A 17,978-nucleotide genomic window follows, 5' to 3' on the forward strand; every position below is an offset into this window, starting at 1 on the left:
CAGCAGGCAAGCAGCAGAATCCTGTGCAGCCGCCCGAGTTTTTCACAGCCGCCCGAGCCTTTCACAGCCGCCCGAGCCTTTCAAAGCCAACCGAGTTTTTCAAGCCAAACGAATCTTTCAAAGCACCTTCAACCGAATCTTTCTTTTCCGGCAACCCGAATCTTCCCTGGTTTTCCCGCTTTCCCCGCGCCCCCGCCACCCCTGCGTACGCGCACGGACCGGCGGAGGGGCGGAAGGAGCCGGAGAAGCGGAGCGTTCGCCTTTAAAACTCTTCTTTTCACCCTTAGAAATTCAATCGAAAAAGAAGATTTTAACAGCGATCGAAGGCACTTCCGCCCCGCAGCGCCACCCGAGCGCACACGCATCTCCTTCTCCCCCATTCTATTCAAAAAAAGGAGTCCGATTTCGATGAGTTCAATCATGTGGGTACAAGCCATCGGCATTCTGCTCGTGTTTCTGATTTTTGTCGGATTGATGATGACGCGCAAGATGCCGACGCTGCTCGCGCTGCCGAGCATGGCGATTCTGTTCGCGCTGATCGCGGGCGTGCCGTGGTCGTCCGCCGATCCCGAGACGGCGACCATCAGCGGCACCGTGCTCGCGTCCGGCGCGATGCGGCTGTCCACCGCGATCGCCGGCCTGATCTTCGGCGCCTGGTTCGGCCAGATCCTGAACAAGGTCGGCATCACCAAGTCCATTATCCGCAAAGCGGCCGAGCTGGCGGGCGATAAACCGATCCTGATCGCGCTGCTGTTCTTCGTGACCGCTTCGATCATCTTCTCGGCCGCCAGCGGCCTCGGCATGGTCATCCTGGTCGGCACGATCATTATCCCGATTATGCTGACCGCCGGCATCGCGCCGTTCGTCGCTTCGATCGTGCTGCTGTCCGCGGTCGGGATCGGCGTGCTGTTCAACGTCTCGAACTGGGCGGTGTACGTGGATGTGATGGGACTGCCGGTATCGACCATCGCGGACTATACGCTGATCGCCGCCGCGCCGCTGTTCGTGATCTGCGTGGCGATGATTATTTTCTATATCCGGCGCAGCGGCCAGGGACGGCGCGCGTGGGCGATGCCCAGCGGTTCCGGTGCGGGCGAAGGCAAGAAAGTGCCGACGATTGCGCTCATCAGCCCGATCGTGCCGGTGCTGATGGTATTCATTTTCAAAATGGACATCGTGCCCGCCGTCATTATCGGAGCGCTCGCGACGCTGATTCTCACTCTGCCTAAGCGTCCGGTGCACGTGCTGTCCAGCGCGCTGGTCGAAGGCATCCAGGACGTCGCCGGGGCGCTCGGCCTGATGATCGGGATCGGCATGCTGCTGAACGCCGTTATGGCGCCGCAGGTGACCGCCGTGATCTCCCCGCTGATCGAAACGGTGCTGCCGGGCAGCCCGTGGACGTATATCCTGTTCTTCACCGTCCTGTCGCCGCTTGCGATCTACCGCGGTCCGCTGAACGTGTGGGGCCTGGGCAGCGGCATCGCGGCGCTGTTCGTCGGAGCCGGCATGACGCCGGTCGCCGCGATGCTCGCGCTGCGGGTCGTCAGCAACGTGCAGGCCGTATCCGACCCGACCAACTCGCATAACGTGTGGGTGGCGGACTTTACGAAAAGCGATATCAACGTCATCCTGCGCAAAACGCTGCCGTGGATGATGGTCTCCGTGCTGATCTCCATGCTGTGGGGCGCGTTCGTCGTGTTCTAACCCGATTCCCGGATTCCAAACGACAAAAAAAGGAGGCCGAATCCCATGTCCCGCAAGGTCAGAGTCGGCATCGACGTCGGCGGCACGTTTACGGACGCCGTTGTCCTGGACAACGAAACATTCGAAATATTGGAGAAAATGAAGATTCCCACCACCCACCACGACGAGGGCGGAGTGGCGGCGGGGATTGTGCGCATCCTGCAGCAGATCCTGAGCACGCACGGCATCTCGCCGGAAGACGTGACGTTTATCGCGCACGGCACCACCCAGGCCACCAACGCCCTGCTCGAAGGCGACGTCGCTTCGGTGGGAATCGTCGGCATGGGCTCGGGGATGGACGGGTTGAGCGCGCGGAGCGAATCCAATCCCGGCCGGATCGAGCTGGCGCCGGGCAAGGAGCTTGCCGTCAGCCATGTCTATCTCGATTCGAAAAAACTGGACGAAGCGCAGCTCGGCGGAGCGGTGGACGGACTGCTGGCGCAGGGCGCGGAAGTGATCGTCGCCTCCGAAGCCTACGGCGTCGACGATCCTTCGACCGAGCTGAAGGTGATCGAAGCGGCCAACCGGCGCGGCGCGTACGCGACCGGCGGGCACGAGATCTCGCAGCTCTACGGGCTGCGCACGCGGACCCGGACAGCCGTCGTCAACGCCAGCCTGATCCCGAAGATGATGGAGACCGCCAACATGACCGAGAAATCGGTCAAAGACGCCGAGATCTCCTCGCAGCTGATGATTATGCGCTGCGACGGCGGCGTCATGAGCATCGAGGAAGTGCGCAAACGGCCGATCCTGACCATGCTGTCGGGACTTGCCGCGGGCGTGGCCGGCGCGCTGATGTACGAGAAGATTTCGGACGGGATCTTTTTTGAAGTCGGGGGGACCAGCATCGATATTTCCGTCATCAAGAACGGCAAAGTCATGATCCAGAACGCCCAGGTGGGCGGGCACCGGACGTACTTGCAGTCGCTCGACGTGCGCACGCTCGGCATCGCCGGCGGCAGCATGGTCCGCGTCAAAGACGGGAAGATCGAAGACGTTGGTCCGCGCAGCGCGCATATCGCCGGACTGGCTTACGAGTGCTTTGCGGACACGGAGAAGCTGACCGGAGGACACGGAGCGCTGGGCGTTTCGTTCGTCTCCCCGCGTCCGGGCGACCCGCAGGAGTACGCGATCGTGGACACGGCGCAGGGCGAATCGTATTCGTTTACCCTGGCCGGGGCGGCGAATTTGCTCGGCTACGTACCCGAAGGCGATTACGCCTATGCCGGCCAGGACAGCGCCCGGGCGGCCTGGACGGCGCTGGGACAATATCTGGGACTGTCCGCGGAAGACGCGGCGCGCCAGACGCTCGATATCGCTATCCGCAAAACGATGAAAACGGTCAATGAAATGATCGCCGATTACGAGCTGGACCGCTCGTTTATCATGCTGGTCGGCGGAGGCGGCAGCGGCTCGGTGCTGGTGCCGGCGATGGCCGAGAAAGAAAATCTCAAATGGAAGATCGCCGAGAACGCGCCTTATATTTCGACGATCGGGGTCGCGCTGGCGATGGTCAAAGAGCAGATCGAGCGCACCGTCATGAATCCGACCGAAGACGATATCAAGCGCATCCGCGCGGATATTATGGAACGCATCGTCCGTTCCGGCGCGAGCGAGGAAACGGTCGAGATCACGGTCGAGATCGACGGGCAGAAAAATATCCTGCGCGCCATCGCCACCGGTTCGACCGAACTGCGTTCGAAAGACCTGGGCCAGGCGCAGCTGACCGAAGAAGAAATGCTGCATCTGGCCGCCGCTTCGATCGACGTGCCGGCCGGCAGTATGACGCTTGCCGCGCAGACCGGCAGATGGCATCTGTACGCGGGCGAAGAAGTGCGCAAATCGTTTTTCGGCCTGCTCAAGAAAAAGAAGCTGTCCGTAAGCGTGCTGGACCGCGAAGGCGTGGTGCGTTTCAAGCAGGGGAACGTGCATTACGGGCGGTTCAAGAAATCCGACAGCGGCGTGTTCAGCGAGTTCCTCGACGACAATACGATCTACTCGGACGCCAACGCCACGATTCCGAAAGTGTTCTTGTTCTATAGAGAGAAGATGCTGGACCTGACCGGCATGCAGACCAAAGAACAGCTGACGTCGATGATCGAGCTGGAAACGGAACTGCTGGACGGCGGCGAGGAATGGATCGCGGTCGCGTACCAGTAACGGGCAGCGAGAGGAGCGGAAGCGATGAAAACAGAAAAAGCGCCGCAGGGGATATTCGCATCGGCCGAACTTTCCGACGAAGCGCTGGGCGGACTGGCGCTGGAAGAAGATCCGCTGTTCGGCCGGATTCCGCCTTCCGCTTACGCGTACTATGTCGCGTGTTCGCTGGAATTCGGGCGGGAAGCGGCGCGGCCGCTGCGAGGCCGTTCGCCGCGGGAGCTGCTGGAAGAAGAAGGCATCGAGATCCGCTTCGAAGCGCAGTCCGGCCAGATGTTCGGCTCCGCGCTGCGCGCGCAGATCGATTGGACGGGGCGGACGCCTTTTGTCACGGTATACCGCGATTCGATGGACCGGCTGGCGGAAGCGGCGGCGGCGCTCGGCGCTTCGGCGCGCGGGCTGCGGACGCCGGACGATCTGGCGGCAGTCCATCTGGCGCACGAGTATTATCACTGGCTCGAATACCGGGCCGGCGACTTCACCGCGGACCGGCTGGAGAAGGTCGAAGCGCTGCGGCTGGGACCGATTCGCCGGCGGGCGGCGGTGCGGCAGAGCGGCGAGATCGCCGCGCACGCTTTTGCCAAAGAACTGCTCGGCCTTCCTTTTTTGCCGAACGTGCTCGACTATTTGTATCTGCTGCAAAGCGGTACGCTAAATAAAGAAGTTTTTACAGAAAAATTGGGAAAATGGACCGCGGCTTTATGCGGCCAGGACCGCCGTATGCTATAATGGGTGAATCGTTTACGGCAGAAAGGCAGTCCGCCCGCAGCCCGCTTGGGGCGGGTCCGGGTAAGGGCGCTTTTCGCGTTGTACAGGAGGACAAAACCATGGTTTCCCAAGTACCGGCGGTCATTGCCAAGATCATTTCGCAGCAGCAAAAGTATACGTACGGCGAAAATCAGATCGCCAATTTCGTCATCCACAACTCCGAATTCATTACCCGGCATACGATTACGGCGCTCGCTAATGAGATTGGCGTATCCGAGACGAGCATCAACCGTTTTTGCAAAAAAGTCGGTTTTAAAGGCTTCAACGATTTCAAGATCGCGGTCGCGCAAGACTCGTTCTACCGTGAAATGCAGACGCGCAAAAAAGAACGCCGCGATATCGATCCGATCGACGCGCTGGCGCTCGATTACAACGAACTGATCGTCAATACGGCGGCCATGGTATCCGAGCCGGAGCTTTCCAAGCTGGCCGGGCAGCTCAAAGCGGCGCGCCGCATTCATATTTTCGGCATTTTCGATTCGTTTCTCGCGGCGGCCGCGCTGAAGAACCGGCTGTCGCTGCTCGGCATCCAGGCCGAAGCGGTGGGCGACAGCCGCGCGATGAAGATCGCGGCGGTGCACTGCGGCGAAGACGATCTGGTGATCGCGTTCACCCGCTCCGGCTCGACGGGCGAGATCATCGAAGCGATGACGGCGGCGCACGCCAACCGCGCGATGACGGCCGCGATCACCTGCTACGAATCGTCGCCGGTGACGGAAACGGTGCAAACGAGCATTATCGTGCCCGACAAGATGTCGGTCAGCAGCAGCGCCATGATGGCGAATCATATGACGTTTCTGTTCGTTATCGACGCGATGATGAGCCTGCTGATCGCTTCGGACAAAGCGTATCTCAAGACCAAGCTCGACAGCGAAGGCCTGCTGACGGGGCGGCCGACGGTGCGCGATTATTATTAAGCGGCTTCCGTTCGTATTTGAGCAGCGAAGCAAGAAAAAGACGCCGACGGGAAATCGGCGTCTTTGATTTGTTTTCTAAATCCCGCTTCCGTATTTGTTGAACCAGCGCAGAGTAAGCTGGCTCAGCATTTCATAACCGACGCCGTTCGGATAGACCGTATTTGTGGCATGGTCGGCAAAAGGGAGTTTGATATATTCGGTATCGATGCCCGCTGCTTTCAGCTGCTTGTAATAATCTTCCACAATCGAAGGAGGAACAATATGATCGTGAGCCCCGCCCAAAATAAAAGTGGGAGGCGTTTTGGACGAGATCGTTTCAAACGAAGAAACGGAATTGAAAACTTCCGGATTGTTTATGCCGTCTTTGCCCAAATAACTTGTAACCAGGGTATATAAATTTTGCTTAAAAACAGGCAGCTTTGTCGTTTCGTAAAGAGCTTTAGGATTGACCGCGGGAACCGCAACGGAAACGGCTTTGACTGTAGGCACCTTTTCGTTGAGTTCTTTTTCGATCGTTCCGTCGTTGATTCGATTCGCCGTGTTGGTGACCAGCTGCCCTCCCGCCGATTCTCCGAACATATAAAAGCGATCCAAATCCATTTGATAATCAGCAGCATGAGTGTTGATCCAGCTTAACGCCTCGTTAATTTGCTTTGGCGCAATATCCCAGGTCGCTTTGGTCGCAGTGGCAAGCGAGTAGCTGATACTGATGGCGACATACCCCGCATTTGCAAATTCCTTTAAGAAAGAAGACGCATTGTGCCGATCTCCGGTTGTCCACCCGCCTCCATGTATATATAAAATAACGGGATGACCGGCTGCGCTTGTACTGTTCGGCGTATAAACGGTCAGTTCCTTCGGCCCGTCCACATTGCTGTACACGAAGTCGCCGGTTTGAATGTCGTCATACGTTAACGGCGGACTGATTCCGGTTAACTTCGTCAAACTGATGTTAACATCGTGCTTTCTGGCCGTCATATATTGGGATAAGTTAATACTGAAAAAACCGATCACCAGTACCAGGCCGAGCGCCGTGCATATTTTCAAGACCGTTCCGCCCAGCTTTTTGAAAGCGAATGCGCTTATAGCAAAAAGCAGGATGCTTACCCAGATAAAAGTAGTGGCTCGCAAAACAAGCTCGAAAAGCAAGTTTCCCACGCTTACATAAGGAACAAAAGGAAAAAGAGTCCCCGATAAGATAAATAAAAAACCTAAAATAAAGATAACCAGAACCGATTTCAAAAGAAATGCAAATACTTTATTGACCATGCTTCCCCCTTCGAGCTTTTGAATGGATAGACTGCGCTCCCTTTAATGTCGATCGTTAAGAATCAAATATTTGAATGATACATGAATTATGCCGGTTTTTCAAGATTTGTCGTCTTCTGACTCGCGCTTCGCTTCAGGCGGAGCGAACTTCCGCTTCGGGGGAAGGAAGGGAGTTCGCGGAGGAATTATCCGTGAGCGGCTCAGATAGAGCGGGCGAAGCGGGAGGGAAGAGAAGGGAGTCGGTGTTCTCCTCGCTGTCGCCGATACGGGTGATAACGGATTGCAGTTCGTCGACGGCGCCGCTAAGCAGCACGGCGACGCGGGAAGTCTGCATGCTGAATTCGAGCTGGGAGCCGGCGAGGGAAGAAGCTTCGCTGCAGCTGCCGGTGAATTCTTCGGCGATCCGCGCGATTTTGTGCACGGAATCGTGGGTATCTTTGGACGCGGTCAGCGCCTGGCTGCCGGAGTAGAGGATCAGGTCCAGGCTGATCTCGACCTGAGACGCGTAGTCCAGGATCATCTGGAACGAATTCTCGGTCTCGTTGGCGGCGCGGATGCCTTGGCCCAGTTCTTCGTTGACTTTTTTCATCGCGGACGCGGAAAGCTTGGTTTCTTCGTTCATCTGATCCAGGAAAGCGCCGATGGTGCCGGCGGAATCGTCGGACTGGGCGGCGAGCTTCTGGATCTCGGCCGCGACGACGCCGAAGCCTTTGCCCGATTCGCCCGCGCGCGCCGCTTCGATCGAAGCGTTCAGCGCCAGCAGATTGGTCTGGGAAGCCACTTCGCGAATATAGCCAGTAATGCGGCCGATGCCTTCCGAATGTCGGATCAGCGTATCGATATGTTCGGCCTGCTGGCGCACGGTGTTCTCGAGCGAAGCGAGCTTGCTCATCAGGTCGGTCATATTGTGATTGCCCTGCTCGGCGAAGCGGGACGTTTCGACCGAACGGTCCAGCACTTCTTTGGTCGCTTCGACGATATCGCTCAGGTCGCTGTCCACTTCGCCGATTGTATATCGGGCGATATCGGACTGCTGCTTCTGGGCCAGCGAGCCGCTGTAGATCGAATCGACCTGCGCGGTGATCGCGCTGCTGGATTCGGCGGACAGACGCGCCTGGGTATTCAATTCGCCGGTCTGCACGCCCAGTTCTCCCGAAGTGGCGCTCAGACGGTCGATAATCTCGGCGACCAACTGCTGTCGCTGGCCGTCTTTTTGCGCGTTGGCTTTGGCGAGCGAAACGCGGTTGAAGCGGATCTGGACGATGACCGCCAGCGAAGTGCAGATCAGGAAGAAAGCATGGATCGCGATCATGGCGACCGGATAGGACGAAGCGCCGAAGACGAGCTCGGTCAGGAAAAAGTAGCCCACGATATGCTGCGCGGCGAAGATCAGCGTCGATATCACCACCAGCGTAATATTTTCATAGAAGCACAAGATGGCAATCACCATAAAGATCGAGAAGTGGAATTCCGTGCTGCTGCCGCTTCCGGCCACCAGCGAGATACTGGAGAACGTCAGCGCGAGCGTGACGAGCAGCGGGATGGAGCGGTGGGCCCGGTCGCGCATAAACAAAGCGCCCGCGCCGAGCAGCGCAAGGATCGGAAGCGCGAGCAGAATATTCAGCCCCAGCAGAGTGCCGCCCGCAGCGCGGGAGACCGAGGCGTGTCCCGACATGTCCATGCCGGACATGGACATCGAGTCGAACAGCGCCAGTTTGCGTCCTGCGATATGAATCAATACGGATAACAGCACGGTGCCCAGCGAGAGCAGCAGCATCAATTTGTTTTTTTGTTGGATCAAAAATGAACCCTCCGTTTCCGGTCGTTGGAATTATTTTTATTTTACTTCCATACAATTCCATTGGGAATGACTAATCGGAGCGAAAGGCGTAGTAAAAACGAGCCATTTTTTTGGAAGTTCCCATACTGCAAGCAGCCGGAAAAAGAAGCGAAGACAGCGCCGGGCCGCGTAAAAACGCGGTGAATCAAACCGGAAAAGCCCGCTTCGCCGTAAAGCGGCAGCGGCCTGGAGGCCGCCGCGGCGCGCTTTAGCGGGATGCGGGCTTTTCATAATAGTTCTTGCGTCTTATTATACTCGGTATCCGGCTTCCGGCGCGGTTTCGCGCTCCAGCCATTCCAGGTAAGCGAAAGCTTCGGCGGCGGAACTGCCGCACATTTCGGGCGACGGAGGCAGACCGCCGCAGACGGCGGGACGATCCGGGCTGCCGAACAGCCTGCAGCGTTTGCGCTCGTCGAGCTGCACGCAGGGCACGCCCGCGGGCTTGCCGCCGGGCATGCCGGGAATCGCCGAAGCGATCGAGACGGCCGTGCAGCAGGCGCCGCAGTCCGGCCGGCATTCGAATTCGGTGTGGGTCATCGTTTGGGTCTCCTTGCGCTACTGGACTTTCTCCGGTTCCGGGTACGTTTCGCCGAATGTGTCGACCGTCACCTTTGTCATCGTGACGCCTTCGTTTGAAGCCGGCTTGCCTTTGTCGTTGGTCGGCAGCGCCGCGATGGCTTCCACGACGTCCATGCCTTCGGTCAGCTTGCCGAACGCGGCGTATTCGTTGTCCAGACTCGGCTGGTCGGCCAGCATGATAAAGAACTGGGAACCGGCCGTATCCGGCTCCGGCGTCCGCGCCATCGAAAGCACGCCTTCCGTATGTTTCAGCGTGTTGTCGAAGCCGTTGGAAGAAAACTCGCCTTTGATCTCATAACCCGGACCGCCTCCGCCCGTGCCTTCCGGATCGCCGCCCTGGATTACGAAGCCGGGAACGATGCGGTGGAAGGTCAGGCCGTCATAGAAACCTTTGTTAATCAACGAAATAAAGTTATCGACCGTATTCGGCGCGACCTCCGGATACAGCTCCAGCTTGATGATGCCGCCGTTGTCCATTTCGATCGTCACGATCGGATTCTGCTCGCCGTTCGTCGTCGTTTCGCCCGGCGTCGTTTGTTCTTCGTTCGCCGGCGGATTCTCCGCTTCGCTTTGCGGCTTTGCGGAACCGCATGCGGCCAGCAGGATCAGCGTCAGTGTCAGGAGCATGGCCAGCGCCGCTTTACGCCCGGCTCGCCCGTTTCTGTACATGGTGTTGCCCCCTCGGTTGTATATGTTGGAGATGCTGCATCTGATTATAGCACAGCGGGCGCGGAACTCCATTGCGCGGACCGGAAAATCTATTTAAGATGGAGGGGAGAGGGGGCAATCGAAATGGAATATCAAATTTTGCACCAGGGCGCGTTCCCGCTGCTTCAGGTGCAGCTTGGCCCGAACGAAAGCATCAAAGCGGAATCGGGAGCAATGGTGTCCATGTCGCCGAATATCGAACTCAAAGGCACGATGGAAGGCGGTATTATGCGCGGCCTCGGACGCATGCTCAGCGGCGAGTCCTTCTTCTTCCAGGAGCTGCTGTCGGTCGGACGCTACGGCGAAGCGACGCTTGCGCCGGCCGGTCCGGGCGGAATCGAAGCGGTGGAACTGGACGGATCGTACCGCCTGATGGTCCAAAAAGACGGCTTCCTGGCCGCGACGGCGGGCATCGACGTGAACACGCGCATGCAGAACCTGTCCAAAGGCCTGATGTCCGGCGAAGGTTTCTTTATCGTGGAAATCAGCGGCAAAGGAACCGTGTTCCTGTCGTCGTACGGCGCGATTCACGCGATCAACCTGGAAGCCGGGCAGGAAGTGGTCGTCGATAACGGACACCTCGTCGCCTGGCCCGACTACATGAATTACAGCATCGAGAAAGCCTCCAAAGGCTGGGTATCGAGCTTTACCAGCGGCGAAGGCCTGGTCTGCCGCTTCCGCGGCGAAGGCGTCGTGCTGATCCAGACCCGCAACCCGCGTTCGTTCGCGGAGTGGCTCAAGCCTTACCTGCCGGTCAGCCGGGGCTGATCCCCGCGCCCGCCCGCTCCCGCAGGGCGTTTCGATAAAAAGGCAGTCCGCCATACGGCGGACTGAGGCTGTCGAGAAACGATTCGATGTGAAAATAATAGGCAGGTTCGATTCGAACGAAAAGTCAGAGAAGAGACTGGAAAATAAAGCAGGCTGCGGGACGAATCTAAAATAGAGGCCTATAACACCTTATTTAGGCTTCGTTTTTCGTTTTCGGACAAATAACTGCACTCATACATCTATCTCGAACTTTTTCGCTTCGATTCAGACTTTCGCGTCCAAATAGTTGCACCTGTGTCGCTATTTGAAGAAATTGAAGACTTTTGGCTGAAATAAGTGTACCTGTGCACCTATTTTGGTTTTGAGACCAGAGCCCGCATTCTCGACACTCCGAGTCCGCCACCCGGCGGACTTTTTTTTATTGAAACGGCGCAAATCAAACAACGATTTGGAAGATCCAGCCTTTTTATGAATATAGCAGCGGTCATTGTCACTTTTTCGTTGCCTGAACGTAACTTCTCGCCGCAAACGCGATGATAAGATAAAATCGCGGCCGGGAAGCGTTCCGGACGCAGCGTGCCGGGATGATCGGTCGATAGGAAGAAGCGCTGCAACAAAGAGCAAAGACAACAGTCGACAAGGCGGGAATTCGCGGAAAGTCGTGCATACACAATCGGTAAATGCGAGAGGAGAATCGGGATGAAAAATATCAAATGGGAGCTGCCGGCTCCGCGCAAAGCGGCGACGGCGGTTCTGGCGGCCGCCATACTGTGCGCGCCGGTGCTGCCGCAGGGAGCGTCCGCCGCGGAAACCGGCGAATCGGCCAATTTCTCGGCGTCCGCGCTGACAGGCTCGATCCCGGAAGGAGCGAAAGTGTCGTCGGCAAGCGCGGCGGCTTCGGTGCAGAAGCTGTTCGCCAACCTGACGCCGTCGCTTGTAACCAATGTGGATTACAGCGCTTATTACGAAGCGGAGAGCAGCTCGAACAAAACATGGAGACTTACATATACGCTCTCGGCCCGCGAAGAACAAACGGTGTCCGTATCGGTCGACGCCGTAAGCGGCGAAGTCGTTGATGCTTATCTGCCTGATTCCAAGCCGGCAAACGGAGCCGCGGAACTGTCGCGCGAGCAGGCTTCGGAGCAGGCTGAGCGTTTCCTGCTGCGCGCGATGCCGGACAAGAAAAGCGGCGACTTCGCTGCGATGGATCTTCCGTACGAGTACGGAAGCAGTAAACTGACGCCGCTGTTCGGCAGAGCCGGCTACAGCTTTTCGTACGGCCTCAAAGTGAACGGCGTGGTGTCGCGCAGCGAAACGGCCTATGTCTCGATCGGATCGGGCGGCGAAGTCGTCGGCTATTCGCGTTCGCTCAACCGGCTGCCTTATCCGTCGGCGTCGCCGAAAGTATCGGCCGATGCCGCGCTTAAGAAGTACACCGAAGACTTCGGCCTGAAGCTGGCTTACGTGCCCGTCAATCCCGGCGTTGCGCAGCCGACAAGCTACGAGCTCGGCTATATCGCGGAAGACCGCTCGGCGATGCCGCTCGACGCCGCGACCGGCGAAATCCTGGACGCGTCGAGCGGGCTGCCTTACGTGTCGGCCGCGGACGGCAAAGACGCGCTGGAAGCCGGCGGCGCCGAATCGCTGCTTGCCCCGCTCAAAACGGAAGACGCGGCGCAGCGCCAGCTTGAGAAGCTGGGTCTGGTTCCGTCGGGGTATAAACTGGGCGGGCAGCAGACGTATACCCAGGATTATCCGAAGAAGAATTCCAAGGTCTGGGTACTGGACTTCAACCGGACAACCAAAGGTTCTTCGGGAAATATCAATGCGCAGCTCAGCGCCGACAACGGACAGCTCTACAATTACTCCATATACAGCGATAAGAGCGGGACGGGGAGTGTGCAGCCGACGGAACAAAGTCGTTCCGCCGCGCTGAATTGGGCCGGCAAACTGCTGCCGAACGCGCGGCAGTGGCGGCTGGTTTCGGCGCCCAAAGCCGGAGACTGGTCGCTGGCTTACGGATTTCAGCGGTTCGAGTCCGGCATCCCGGTCGTCGGCGATACCGCCAGCGTGACGGTCGATGCAAGCGGCGCGCTGACCGAGTTCTATTACAACGAACCTTCGTCGTCGCAAAGTGTGACGCTTCCCGCGCCTTCCTCCGCCAAGCTGACGCCGGAACAAGCCCGTAAAGCGTTTCTGGATAACCTGAAACTGGACTTGTATTATACGCGCTTCGATCGTCCGGCCGCGGCCGCTTCGTCGCAGTCCGTCTCGGAAATCAAGCTGACCTACGTGCCGATGCTGAAAACGGGCGGCTTCCTTGAAGCCGGTACGGTGCTGGACGCGAATACCGGCAAGTGGAAAACGCTCTACGGCGGCGATATCCAGGCATCGCCCTCGGCTTCCGCAGCGGATATCGAAGACCATGCGCAGGAAGCCGCTTTGCGCGAACTGCTCGATCACGGCGTGCTCGTGCCGGACGAGGCGGGCAAAGTAAATCCCGATACGCCGCTGACGCGCGGCGAATGGACCGTTATGCTGGCGCGTTCCCTGCAGCCGGGCTTCGATTCGTATTACGGCTATGCGACGGGCGCCAAGCTGTTCCGCGATGTGGACACGAACAGCCCGTACCAGGACGCGATCGCTTTTCTGTCCGCGCAGGGCTGGTTGAAGCCGGATCAGGCGGCCGACTTCAATCCCGAGTCCGCTTTGACCCGGGACAGCCTGGCTCCGCTGCTGATGCAGATGCTGAAATACGACAAGCTTGCGTCTTATTACAATTCGAACGTCGATCTGCCGGGTATCGGCGACGCGGACAAGATCGTCCACAAAGGCGACGCCGCGCTGGCGATCAAGCTGGGCCTGCTGCCCGCGGAGAACGGAAAGTTCCTGCCGGATCGGACGATCAGCCGGGCCGACGCCGCCCTGGTGCTGACCCGACTGGCCGGTCTGCAGGGCAAAACGGATTCGTTTATGAACTGGAACTCCTGGTAAGCTTCCGATCCTTCCGTCGAAGCGCCGTCTCTTATATAGAGGCGGCGCTTTTTTGCATATAGGCGAAAGCAAGAACGCTAAACGGACAATGTTCGGGAATTCCGTCTAAAGCCAAGCGTTCGACTAGGATATAAGAGCGAAAATACGCAAAAACGAACAGCGTGTTCGGATTAATTATAGGAATTGTAAAGAAATTCAATTCCACGGCATAATTAAAGTTTATAAGATGTCGAAAACTTGAAACTTTATGCTCAAAAGCAAGCATGCTTACCGTGTCTTTAGTCGTGGATGTGAAAAAGGAACCGGGTGGAAAACAAATGTAAAATAAGACTTTTGCTTACTTTAAAAGAATGTAAACTTAGGTACAGCGAATGAAAAAGAATTTGATTCGACAAAATTCGCGGTTTTGTATTTTTGAAACAGTTTGCGCAAAAAATTTACAGGTGGTCAACTATTGAGACAGATGCTAACATAGGGGCCAAGCTTTTTGACAACAAAACAAAAGGAGGGAAGGCTTGACGGCTGTTTCCGGGCTTGTTCAGGTATTCAATGTGAGTATACCTGACGAGGTGTGCAATGATCTTCACGCTCGACTATATTCCGACAACGAGAAAGAGGGGAAGTTTCTTTGAAAAAAGAGCATCAATTTTTCCGTAAAGTTTCCGGCGCGTCGCTCAGTCTGGCTTTGGTGCTGGGAGCCGCGATTCCGGTCGCCTCGGCATCGGCCCAATCGCAGAAAGAACTGGTCCCTTACAAGCTGTCCAAGCCTTCGCTAAGCGAAACGGCGAATACAGGCGTTATGCGTTCGCTGGCGGTCCAGACCGTCGATCCCGCGTCGATTATCTCGCCCAAACTGGATACCAAGTCTCTACATAAAGTGCGCGCCATCGTCCAGCTCAGCGGAGAACCCGTAGCGGCGGCGGAATCGTCCGCCGAAGAATCGGGTCTGCGCAGCTTCTCCTCCGCTTCGGCCGAACAGCTGGTCGATACGCAGCAGTCTTCCTTCGTCAGCCGGGCCGCCGCGCTCGGCGTCGATCTGCAGGTCAACTACCAGTACAATACGGTGCTGAACGGACTGGAAGTCACCGTGTCCGCGAAAGACCTGACGACGCTGGCGACAATTCCGGGCGTTGTCTCGATCGACGAGAACCAGACGTATTACGAGATTCCGATCGAACAGAACGCGGCCGCGCCGGGCGACAACTTCGAAGGCAGCCCGCTCGAACAGATGGGCGTCGACGAAGCATGGGCCGAAGGCTATACGGGCAAAGGCTTGAAAGTCGGCGTGATCGATACCGGCGTCGATTACCTGCACCCGGATCTCAAAGACGCTTATAAAGGCGGCTACGATTCGTTCGAGCAGGACAACGATCCGTACGAAGAACCGCCGATCGAGATCAACGGCACGTCTTACGCGGGCACGAGCCACGGCACCCACGTGTCGGGCACGATCGTCGGCCGCGGCACCAACCCCACTTCGGATCTGGTGCAAAAAGGCGTCGCTTACGAAGCCGATCTGTATGTATACAAAGTGCTCGGCCGCAATATCGAAACCGGCCGCGCTTCGGGTTCCTCCGCGCAGGTGATCGACGGCATCGAGCATGCGGTCAAAGACGGCATGGACGTCATCAACCTGTCGCTGGGCTCGGATACCAACAAAGACCCGAATTCTCCGGACGCCGTAGCGATCAACAACGCGGTGCTGTCCGGCGTAACGGCGGTTATCGCGAACGGCAATGCGGCCGACGAAGGCCCGTATTACTACTCGCTGGGTTCGCCGGCATCGTCGCAGCTGGCGATCTCGGTCGGAGCGGTCACAAGCGAAAGCAACCATTATAAAGGAACGTTTGCGGTTTCCGTAGGTGAGGATGCGCCTGACGAAGAAGCTCCGGCGAAGGAAACGCCGAAAGAAGAAGCGGCTCCTGCGCCGGAAGAAGAAACGGCGGCGCCGGAATCCGGCCAAGAAACGCCGTCCTCCGATACGGACGGCGCTCAAACGCCGGAAGAAGCGGCGGCTGAGGCCGGAATCGAAAGCGGCTCGCCGGCGGAATCCGCGGAGCAGTCGGCGGCAGAAGAAGCGGCGGCCGAGCAGCCTGCGGCCGAACAACCGGCCGCATCGGAGCAGCCGAAGGCCGAGGCCATCACGCCGGCGGCAAGCGAAGAATTCGGTCCGTACACGACCGATCTGCTGGCCTGGAAAACCGGACAAGACAACTTCGCTTCTTTGCTGGGAACGGAGCCGAACGAAGCGGTTTACGCCAACCTCGGCACCGATGCGGATTACGACGCGCTCGAAGCGGCCGGCATCGACGTAACGGGCAAAGTGGTCGTCGTTTCCCGCGGCAGCCTGACATTCGACGCGAAGGTTCGCGGCGCTTCGGCGCACGGCGCCAAAGCGATCGTGATCTTCAACGGCAACGTTAAAGCAAGCAATCCGAACGAAGCGGATCTGTCCGAATCGATTGCGGGCCGCAACGATCCGGTCGGCTCGCTGGCGTTCCTGGGCGACAGCTTCGATTATGTGCCGTACTTCGATATGAGCGGCACCGAAGGCCGCGCGCTGGCAAGAACGGCGCTGGAACAGGATACGCCGGAATTCGAAATCACATTCGGCAGCGATTATCCGAAAGAAGTTGTCGAAGGCGACAAGATGGCGTCGTTCAGCTCCCGCGGTCCGAACGGCGACGACACGCTGAGCATCAAGCCGGATCTGGTGGCGCCGGGCGTCAACCTGCTGTCGAGCTATCCGGAATACGGCAAGTTTATCGACGGCGTAAGCTACGACGAAGCGTACGCGCGTTCCAGCGGCACCAGCATGGCGACGCCGCACGTGGCGGGACTCGCTCTGCTGGTTAAGCAGAAGCACAAAGATTGGACGCCGTTCGACGTACGCGCCGCGCTGGCGAACACGGCGGATGTTATCGCCGACGAAGAAGGCACGCCGTACGATGTGTACTCGCAGGGCGCGGGCCGCGCTTATGTAGCGGATGCGCTGCACACGCCGGCGCTGCTCCAGGCGGTGGAAGAAATCAAGATCCTCAATACGGATCTGATCGAAGTGCCGGTGACGAACTACGCGTCGTCGACATCCTTCGGCGTGGTCAACGCGGACAGCGGCGCGCTGACGCACAAGCTTCAATTGAAAAATACGTCCGGTGCGCCGGTGCAGTATGCGGCAAGCGTGAAGTGGCATACGGACGTGACGTCCGATCCGAACGGACCTACTCCGACACCGGATACAAGCAAGATCGCGGTACAATTGACGGGCCTCGGCGCAGGCGGCGCAGTCAGCGCTTCCGCCGGTCAATCGACGCAATTCGGGCTGGAGATCGATCCGGCGTCCGATGCGGCGAAAGGCGTGTACGAAGGCGAAGTGGTGCTGCAAGCTTCCGGCCAGCCGGAACTGCATCTTCCGTTCGCGGTGCATATCGGCGACGAGAAGCCGGCAACCGGCTTCGGCATCCAGGATATCGAGCTGACGAACCGGATCATTACGCCGGACGGCGACGGCAACCGTGATACGACGGACGTTTCCTTCACTCTGTCGGCGACTAACGTGAACTATGTGCAGATTGCCGTTTACGGCATCGACGACCAGTATATCGGCCTGCTCGGCCAGATCTACGACGAAGACGCGTCCGGCAAGCTGCAAATTCTGGACCCGGGCCGTTATACGTTCGAAGATCTGGACAACGTATATCTCGACGAAGACACCGGCAAGATCGGACGTCTGCCGGAAGGGTCGTACCAACTGGAACTGATGGCCGTTCAATTGACGCCTAACGGAACCATTGCAAAGGATCAGTACGGCAATCCGATCCAGTATAAGGCTTACTCCAGCTACCGGATCGCGGAACGCCGCATCCTGCTGGTCGAAGAAGCGATTGCGGCTTTCGATAAGCAGGCGGCGATCGTCAATACGACCCGTATCGGCCCGAACGTACTGAAGCTGACTTCGACCGAAGAAGTCAAGTTCCAGGTTACGGGAAGCGACCATCCGAATCTGATCAACAGCAAAGGCGCTCTGCGCGCCCTGCCGAAAGAACCGACGGTCGTGAATCTGGAAGTTACCGCTTATTATAAGAAGAATTCCAGAATCAGCGAGTCGTTTACCGTGCCGGTTACCCTGTATCCGGGCAGCGGAAAATAAACGGCGAGCGGGTGGACGCGCTTTGCGCGAAAGCCTTAGATCTCCTCAAGCAGCCGCCTTTTCGACTTAACCAAGTCGAAAAGGC

11 protein-coding genes are annotated in these 17,978 nt (G+C 58.1%); 7 read left to right on the plus strand and 4 right to left on the minus strand.

Annotated elements, in window-relative coordinates; translation table 11 throughout:
- The first annotated feature begins 408 nt into the window (after nucleotides 1–408).
- The 4 genes from QWJ34_RS01555 to QWJ34_RS01570 all read left to right on the plus strand — a co-directional run bounded on the left by QWJ34_RS01555 (nucleotide 409) and on the right by QWJ34_RS01570 (nucleotide 5,585).
- Nucleotides 409–1,704: a citrate transporter gene (locus tag QWJ34_RS01555; RefSeq protein WP_302725289.1), complete on the plus strand. Its 1,296-nt coding sequence runs from the start codon at nucleotides 409–411 to the stop codon at nucleotides 1,702–1,704.
- A 45-nt stretch (nucleotides 1,705–1,749) separates the two neighbouring features.
- Nucleotides 1,750–3,903, plus strand: a complete 2,154-nt coding sequence (locus QWJ34_RS01560) for a hydantoinase/oxoprolinase family protein (RefSeq protein WP_302725290.1) — start codon at nucleotides 1,750–1,752, stop codon at nucleotides 3,901–3,903.
- A gap of 24 nt (nucleotides 3,904–3,927) precedes the next feature.
- Nucleotides 3,928–4,629: a hypothetical protein gene (locus QWJ34_RS01565; protein ID WP_302725291.1), complete on the plus strand. Its 702-nt coding sequence runs from the start codon at nucleotides 3,928–3,930 to the stop codon at nucleotides 4,627–4,629.
- Nucleotides 4,630–4,727: 98 nt separating this feature from the next.
- Nucleotides 4,728–5,585: a MurR/RpiR family transcriptional regulator gene (locus QWJ34_RS01570; RefSeq protein ID WP_302725292.1), complete on the plus strand. Its 858-nt coding sequence runs from the start codon at nucleotides 4,728–4,730 to the stop codon at nucleotides 5,583–5,585.
- Between the two features lie 75 nt (nucleotides 5,586–5,660).
- Here the strand turns inward: QWJ34_RS01570 and QWJ34_RS01575 are convergent, their stop codons facing one another.
- The 4 genes from QWJ34_RS01575 to QWJ34_RS01590 form a co-directional block, all read right to left on the minus strand.
- Nucleotides 5,661–6,854, minus strand: coding sequence for an alpha/beta hydrolase (locus QWJ34_RS01575; RefSeq protein WP_302725293.1), 1,194 nt, complete (start codon nucleotides 6,852–6,854; stop codon nucleotides 5,661–5,663).
- A gap of 133 nt (nucleotides 6,855–6,987) precedes the next feature.
- Nucleotides 6,988–8,655 carry a methyl-accepting chemotaxis protein gene (locus QWJ34_RS01580; protein ID WP_302725294.1) on the minus strand — a complete coding sequence of 556 codons (1,668 nt, stop codon included), beginning with the start codon at nucleotides 8,653–8,655 and terminating at the stop codon, nucleotides 6,988–6,990.
- Nucleotides 8,656–8,943: 288 nt separating this feature from the next.
- A complete protein-coding gene (locus QWJ34_RS01585) occupies nucleotides 8,944–9,231 on the minus strand; it encodes a YkgJ family cysteine cluster protein (RefSeq protein ID WP_302725295.1) in 288 nt (95 codons plus the stop codon).
- An 18-nt stretch (nucleotides 9,232–9,249) separates the two neighbouring features.
- The gene (locus QWJ34_RS01590) at nucleotides 9,250–9,942 is read right to left on the minus strand and encodes a peptidylprolyl isomerase (protein ID WP_302725296.1); all 693 of its coding nucleotides are present in this window, start codon (nucleotides 9,940–9,942) and stop codon (nucleotides 9,250–9,252) included.
- Nucleotides 9,943–10,065: 123 nt separating this feature from the next.
- Between QWJ34_RS01590 and QWJ34_RS01595 the strand changes: the two genes are divergently transcribed.
- From QWJ34_RS01595 to QWJ34_RS01605, 3 genes are all read left to right on the plus strand, one after another.
- Nucleotides 10,066–10,749 carry a TIGR00266 family protein gene (locus QWJ34_RS01595; RefSeq protein ID WP_302725297.1) on the plus strand — a complete coding sequence of 228 codons (684 nt, stop codon included), beginning with the start codon at nucleotides 10,066–10,068 and terminating at the stop codon, nucleotides 10,747–10,749.
- Nucleotides 10,750–11,448: 699 nt separating this feature from the next.
- The gene (locus QWJ34_RS01600; protein ID WP_302725298.1) at nucleotides 11,449–13,743 is read left to right on the plus strand and encodes a YcdB/YcdC domain-containing protein; all 2,295 of its coding nucleotides are present in this window, start codon (nucleotides 11,449–11,451) and stop codon (nucleotides 13,741–13,743) included.
- A gap of 628 nt (nucleotides 13,744–14,371) precedes the next feature.
- Complete coding sequence (locus QWJ34_RS01605) at nucleotides 14,372–17,893, plus strand: S8 family serine peptidase (RefSeq protein ID WP_302725299.1); 3,522 nt, start codon at nucleotides 14,372–14,374, stop codon at nucleotides 17,891–17,893.
- Nucleotides 17,894–17,978: the final 85 nt, after the last annotated feature.

Source organism: Saccharibacillus sp. CPCC 101409 (assembly GCF_030518235.1).
Taxonomy (GTDB): Bacteria; Bacillota; Bacilli; order Paenibacillales; family Paenibacillaceae; genus Saccharibacillus.